The following is a 7,176-nucleotide window of genomic DNA, read 5'->3' as shown; positions in this document are numbered from 1 at the left end:
AATGATTGATCAGAAATTCAGGTAAGATAAGTTTGAGTAAGTCTAGATAATTGTCCAAGGTTCTTTTTTTAAACAAAAATCGGAATCTTATTCCAATTCACACACAACTTTTTGACTTGATCCATATTACCTCCTAAATTAAATATGTAAGAATTTCTTTTTGGAACATTCGATTTTATAAAACCTTTTTCTTTTTGTTTATTACTTATGATTTCTGCTAATTGATTAGTTCCTAATGAATGTCATTCCTTAGAAGATAAGCGGCTTTAGATAAGTTTTGTGTTGACTTAACTAATATAATTCCAAATATTCTTATACTTACCCATAGCTATATAAGTATTTAAAATCACTTCGTTTTTAGGGCTAACTAACGAAGGATCATCATATAAAATCTTTTTTGCATAATGTCGTGCTTGCTGTAAAATAGCTTTGTCCTTAACAATATCTGCAATTCTTAAATTTAAAATACCGCTTTGTTGTGTGCCCATAAGATCTCCAGGGCCGCGTAATTTTAAATCTACATCGGCAACTTCAAAACCATCGTTTGTGCGCACCATGGTTTCTAAACGCGTTTTACTGTTTTCATTTAATTTATGGCTCGTCATTAATATGCAATAACTTTGTTCTGCACCACGACCCACACGCCCTCTTAATTGATGTAGTTGCGATAATCCAAAACGCTCTGCGCTTTCTATAATCATAACCGAAGCATTTGGAACGTTCACTCCAACCTCAATAACGGTTGTGGCCACCATGATTTGGGTTTCGCCTTTGATAAAACGTTGCATTTCATAATCTTTATCGGCAGGTTTCATTTTACCGTGCACAATGGATATCTGATATTCCGGTTTTGGAAAATCCCGCTCTATACTGGCATAGCCGTCCATCAAATCCTTATAGTCCAAAGCTTCACTTTCTTGAATTAATGGATATACGATATACACTTGTCGCCCTTTTTTGATTTCATCCCGAATAAATCGAAACACTTTTAACCGATTGGAATCGTAGCGATGTACGGTTTTAATCGATTTTCTACCCGGAGGCAACTCATCAATCACGGAAATATCTAAATCGCCATAAACGGACATAGCGAGGGTTCTGGGTATGGGGGTTGCGGTCATCACTAAAATGTGGGGTGGAATAAAAGAAGCCCCTCCAACCTCCCCGGAGGGGAGGCTTTCCAAAGCTTTCTCTATATAATTTAAAACGTTATCTATATCTCCTAATACTTGTTCATTTGTAAACCGAATAACCTTAAAACCTATTTCATTCAGAATCTTAGTGCGTAGTTCATCAGCTTCCTTTTGTTCGATTGTAGTGTGGTAGCCACCGTCCACTTCAATTGCCAAATTTTTTTCGATATTGACGAAATCTATAATAAATTCGTCAACAATATGCTGTCTTCTGAATTTATAACCCAATTTTTTTCCTCGTAAACATTCCCACAAAACCTGTTCAGCTTGAGTGGAGTGTTTTTTATTCTGCGTTTGTAATTCCTTTAGCAATTTATATGCGGATGGACGAGCCGTCATATATTTTTTGCGTATTGTTTGGGCTTTGGCCCCATGGGAGGACTGGGGAGGGCCGCCCTTTTTCCACAATTTACTCCTTTGCGCCACTCCAAACCTATGTTGTTCATCAATAATAGCTAACCCTAAATTCTTAAATTTCACTTTGTCTTCAAGAAGTGCGTGAGTGCCAACCAGTATCTTTAATTCGCCATTTTCTAAAGCTTCGTGAATTTCTTTGCGTTTTGAAGTTTTAGTTGAACCAGTAAGTAATTGAATACTGATATTCAATTTATTACACCATTTTAATAATCCGTTATAGTGTTGGACTGACAAAATTTCAGTCGGCGCCATCAAACAAGCCTGAAAACCATTGTCAAGTGCCATGAGCATTGACATGAAGGCTACTATGGTCTTTCCGGAACCCACATCGCCCTGTAATAAGCGATTCATCTGTGCATTACTCCCCAAATCTGCCCTAATTTCCTTTAAAACCCGCTTCTGTGCATTGGTCAATTCAAAGGGTAAATGGTCATTGTAAAAGCTGTTAAAATAATCGCCCACTTTTTCAAATTGAAAGCCTTTTATTTTCGATTTATGGATTAAATTCTTCAGAATTAATTGCAATTGAATATAGAACAGCTCTTCAAATTTTAATCTAAATTGTGCTTTTGCCAATAGTTCTTGACTCTTCGGAAAATGGATATTTAGTAACGCTTCAGGTTTAGAAATCAGTTTTAATTCAGAAAGAATAACATCAGATAATGTTTCTACAAATTTGCCTTTGGTTTCTAAAAATAGCTGTTGCACTATTTTACTAATTACACGATTACTAATCCCTCTATTCGCTAATTTTTCAGTAGAAGGATAAATGGGTTGAATGCCCGAACTCAATCCTTTTTTATGTTCGTCAACGGTTTCTATATCTGGATGTGGCATATTAAATTTTCCACCAAACACATTTGTTTTTCCAAAGATCACATAGGGCGTATTCAATTTTAGGCGCTCGCGAATCCATTTCTGTCCTCGAAACCATACCAATTCCATAGTGCCTGTATCATCTTGAAAGGTGGCCACCAATCGTTTTCCACGTTTTTGGGCTACTTCCTTAAACCCCGTTATTTTTCCAATAACCTGTACATCGGCATTGTTAGGTTGCAGTTGGTTGATTTTATAATACTGAGTACGGTCGATATAGCGATTCGGAAATAAATTCAGAATATCCTGATAGGTATGTATATTCAGCTCCTTGCGCAATAAATCCGCTCGATTGGGGCCTACGCCTTTTAAATAATCTATGGGAGTTTGTAAATTAATAGACATAGAGCGAATTTAAGCAAAACATTAAAAATTCACACCCTTAATGAATTCTTAGTATTAGATTATATTTAGAAAATTTTTTCAGAATTAATACATTACTTTTAATCGTATAGAATTCCCCGTATGCTTGCATCGGGGTTTCCGTTGAAATTGTCATTCCCGTGAAATCAAAGATTCATGAATTCGTTAATATGAAATAAAAACCTATGAATAAAACGGGAATCTAAATATTAGAATTTCGGTTTTTATCCCTGAAATCAAAATAAAATCAATGAAATGCCTCCGTGTCTTGCTCCGAATAGCTGCTTTTTATGAAATTCTTTAATATTTATTGAAAACAATAAATTTTTAGCCTAAAATTCTATTTCAATGGTTAAATTTGAAATTCTTAACGGATAAAAGCATTTTAATTCATGAGAAAACTTAACGAATTTATTTGGGAAACGCACGGTATCCATGCTGGTACGGAACAGGATCACGTAAAGCACGGTATTGATAAACTAGAGGATATTATAGATAAAGCGATTGAAGCTGGAAACCCAAGTATTACCTTTATCATCCATTCTCCCAGGTTAACCAATTTTCGCTATATCGCTGAAAGAGAAACACAAGTTAAGTTTATTCGTGGGAATAAATCGTATTTAAATTACCCGAAGCGTATTGCCAATCTTCGTAAAAAATATGAAGGACAAATCAATATCAAATATGGTGTTGAATTGGAATGGATGGGACCGGATTTAGGCTTGCAATGGAGCCGTTCAAAAATATTTCAAGCCGAAGATGCCGATTATGTGATTGGTTCTGTGCATTTTGCACCAGAAGGTTTGCCCTATGATGGCTCGAAAGAAGAAGCTCAAGAATTATTGAAACTAAGAGGAAGTCTTGAAGCGTATTGGGATGGTTATTTCAACGAAATGATCCAAATGATTGAGTGTTTTGGGGATATGATTCAAATTATTGGTCATATCGATTTGCCAAAATTAAATGTGGATATGCCAGATGCTGTGGTAAATTTTGAAACCAGTTCGCATCCTTTGGCCAATAAATTCAGAACACTTTTAGAATTAATTGCCGATAGAAATTTATCACTAGATGTAAATATGGCGGGTAAGTTTAAAGGTGTTGGCGTGTATCCAGTTCAAAGTATTTTGCGTCGTGCCAACGAGCTGCAAATCCCAGTATGTGTTGGTACAGATACGCATCATGTTAAATATTATGGTTTAAATTACAAGGAAAGTTTAGAATACATTCAAGAAGCCGGTTATGAGAATTATGTGAGTTACTCAAAATTGATTCCTGAGAATAGAACAATTTTTGACGACCATGATTTAAAGGTAAAATATACCGTTTTAAATAAAGGGATAGAGTTGTTAAATCAACGACTAGATGAAACTCAAAGACGTATTATACCCGATTTTTCTTTTGGTGGCTCATTTTCTGAATTTGTAAATATTTACAGAAGTGCCACAGGAATGGGCGAGTATAATGCCATTAGGATTCGTAAATGGGGCAAATCAATTACGGTTACTGATGAAACGCCTAAGAATACAAAACGAATTGTTAATGGTTTGTTTTCTGAACATTTAGATGAACCTGGCGTTATTTCTTCATTGTTTAACACCTTAGCTTCCGAAGGGATAAATGTAAATACTGCTAGGTTAAAATCGAATAATGATGGTACTGCTGTAGCGTTTTTATCTATTGATAATGCCAACGGAACTGTAGAAAGCGCCATTGAATTCATTAAAGGAACAGATGGCGGTCTTTTTAAAGAACTTACCTATAAGGAAGATGCTGTTTTACCCAATTATTACAGTAAAGGTGTTTATTTATTAGAAATGGACGGTGTAAAGTTAAACTTGGCTTTGAGCAAAAAAGTGATATTAACAAAACACAATAATGCACCTGGAGTTTTGTTAATATTATTATCGGCATTGGCTTCTAGAAATATAAATATCAAGGATTTACGATTAGGTAATTTGAACAATATAGGCTATTCTGCGCTTGTGGTAAATGGAGATAGTAATGAGATTAGAAATCTTTTAACCAAACTGGGAGATCAATATTATGAGGCTAATTTAATTGAGTTTCATAGTTTTTAATTGCGTCTGTTTTTGATTTTCAAACTGCATATTTTGAGTATGTTTCATACTTGTTTTTGAGTACATATCTGCCATAAAATTGGATTGTTGTAAGTATTTCATACACAATAATGTTAAAATCGTTAACTTTATTGTGTAATCAACTAAACCGACCACAGTCTCTCTAAGTGAAGCAACGATTAATTTCAATTTTGCTTAATCCCTTTGTAATAGCACTTTGTGTTTCAATTACTATAATTGCTTGTTTACCAAATTCTTTTTCTAAATATAAAGTCGAACTAATAAAAAAAGAGCAATCAAATAGTACTGAAAGTATTATTTACTTCAATGACTTGGACGGTGACCATAAAAGCGAAAAAATAGTAGCGCAAACAAACACACTAGGCCATGCGAGTTTTTTACTCTATAAATCTAACGGCGATTTTTTAGATCAATTTAATGTTTTGGGTAAATTCCCATACTTACATAAATATTTGTGGTTTGTAGATGCAGATGCTAATGGGATTAAGGAAATTTATATGATATCTCAAGTACGCGATTCTGTTTTTTTAAATATCACAAAACCATTTGAAAATAAGGAGACCATTACAACACGTATTTTTGTAGATACCATTAGCAAGTTTAATAATGCCTATGATTTCAGACTCAGTATTTGTAGAAATTTCTCCATTATTGAAGGGCTGGCCAATGAAGTTGTTTTTAATTTAAATACGGGGTTCTCAGCCAATCCCAGGCATACTTATAAGTATGATTATGTAAATCATCGCATCATCAAATCAGCACATTTAACAAATCCTGCTTTTATTTCTGGGGTGTTTAATTTAGATGACGATGCTGACAATGAATTTATTATTGGAAACCATGCATCAGCAAATGCTATAGATAGTAGCTATTCAAAACGTTCTGATAGTAGCTCATGGTTAACGGTTTTAGATCATGATTTAAATTTTTTATTTCCCCCTATAGAGTTTAAGGCACTTGGTGGGTTTAGAATAACCAAAGCAAAAAAAGAAAACCAGAATACATTAATTGCGCTATTTAAATCTAGACAACACCAAATATTACCCTCAAAATTATTGCGAATTTCATCAAAAGGAATTATTGAAAAAGAGTTTGTTTTACCTAAAGGCACTTATAATTCTTTATTCCCATTTAACGAAAAACTATTTACACTTTATGAAAGAGAGCATAACCAATTGTTGTTTTTTAATGACGATTTAAAAGTCATTAAAACAATTTCATTAAACCTCAATATTCGACTGTTACATTACATTGATATTGATGCGGATGGTAAAAAGGAATGGTTAGCCTTTCATTTAGACAAACAAACCATAACAATTTATAGACATAATTTTAAGCACCCCGTTTCATTTAAATATTCTGGGAACTCTAAAGGAGACTGTCAGAGCTGTGGGATTAAACAAATAAATGCTTCCGAAAATCAATTATATTTTCAGAATGCAGGAGTTAACCAACTTTTTTTATACGGTTATAATACCTTATATGCTTTTCAGTATCTTATCTATTTTGGCATTTACCTAGGTGTTTTAGGTTTGGTTTTATTAGTCCTTAAAGGACAAGACATTAGAGAAGCTAGGAAGCGGGCTATTGAAAAAGAGATATCAGAACTTCAAATTAAGACCATTAAAAATCAGGTAGATCCACACTTTGTGTTTAACGCTATAAATACCATTAGCGAAATGACGCTTATGGATAATAAACTGGAAGCCGATACCTATATCAGTCAGTTTTCAAAATTTATGCGGAAAACATTACAACACTCTGATAAAATAGCAACCACTTTAAAAGAAGAGTTGGCATATACCGAGAATTTTATAAAACTACAGCAGATTCGTTTTAGTAATCGGTTTGATTATACCATTGCAATTGACAAGAACGTAAAATTAGATACAAAAATACCCAAACATGCGCTATTTACCTATGTGGAAAACGCCATTAAGCACGGGTTGGTATTAAGAGAAAATGGCATGCTGAACATAAATGCCAACTATAAAAATGATGTTTTAATATTAAGTGTTGAAGATAATGGTGTGGGTTTGAGACACAAAAACAGTAACAAAACCAATTCCACGGGCAATGGCCTTTTGATAATGGAACAAATTTTTGATTTGTATTCTAAATTGAATAAAAAGGAAATCAAGCACCAGCTTATAGAGTTGGTTGATGATTTAGGAAACCCATCGGGCGTTAAATTTGAAATTAAAATATTGAACTAATGACAATTA

The 7,176-nt window shown here is 33.8% G+C and carries 3 protein-coding genes; 2 read left to right on the top strand and 1 reads right to left on the bottom strand.

Going from position 1 to position 7,176, the window contains the following annotated elements:
• Positions 1 to 287: 287 nt before the first annotated feature.
• Entirely contained in the window at positions 288 to 2,831 is a 2,544-nt protein-coding gene (locus ABXQ82_RS13245; RefSeq protein WP_367060450.1) for a DUF559 domain-containing protein, read from the bottom strand.
• A 410-nt stretch (positions 2,832 to 3,241) separates the two neighbouring features.
• On the opposite strand from ABXQ82_RS13245, the gene ABXQ82_RS13240 reads away from it, so the two are divergent.
• Together ABXQ82_RS13240 and ABXQ82_RS13235 are read left to right on the top strand one after the other, a co-directional pair.
• Positions 3,242 to 4,930, top strand: a complete 1,689-nt coding sequence (locus ABXQ82_RS13240; RefSeq protein WP_367060447.1) for a histidinol-phosphatase HisJ family protein — start codon at positions 3,242 to 3,244, stop codon at positions 4,928 to 4,930.
• A 167-nt stretch (positions 4,931 to 5,097) separates the two neighbouring features.
• Positions 5,098 to 7,167: a histidine kinase gene (locus ABXQ82_RS13235; protein ID WP_367060444.1), complete on the top strand. Its 2,070-nt coding sequence runs from the start codon at positions 5,098 to 5,100 to the stop codon at positions 7,165 to 7,167.
• Positions 7,168 to 7,176 lie beyond the last annotated feature (9 nt).

Source organism: Algibacter sp. 2305UL17-15, assembly GCF_040720935.1.
GTDB lineage: Bacteria > Bacteroidota > Bacteroidia > Flavobacteriales > Flavobacteriaceae > Jejuia.
The sequence above is the reverse complement of the archived record's forward strand: the minus strand, read 5'-3'. Positions and strand labels throughout refer to the sequence as shown.

Coding starts and splice junctions, on each gene's coding strand:
- ABXQ82_RS13245 (WP_367060450.1), bottom strand. CDS start 2,831: ATGTCTATTAATTTACAAACTCCCATAGATTATTTAAAAGGCGTAGGC.
- ABXQ82_RS13240 (WP_367060447.1), top strand. CDS start 3,242: ATGAGAAAACTTAACGAATTTATTTGGGAAACGCACGGTATCCATGCT.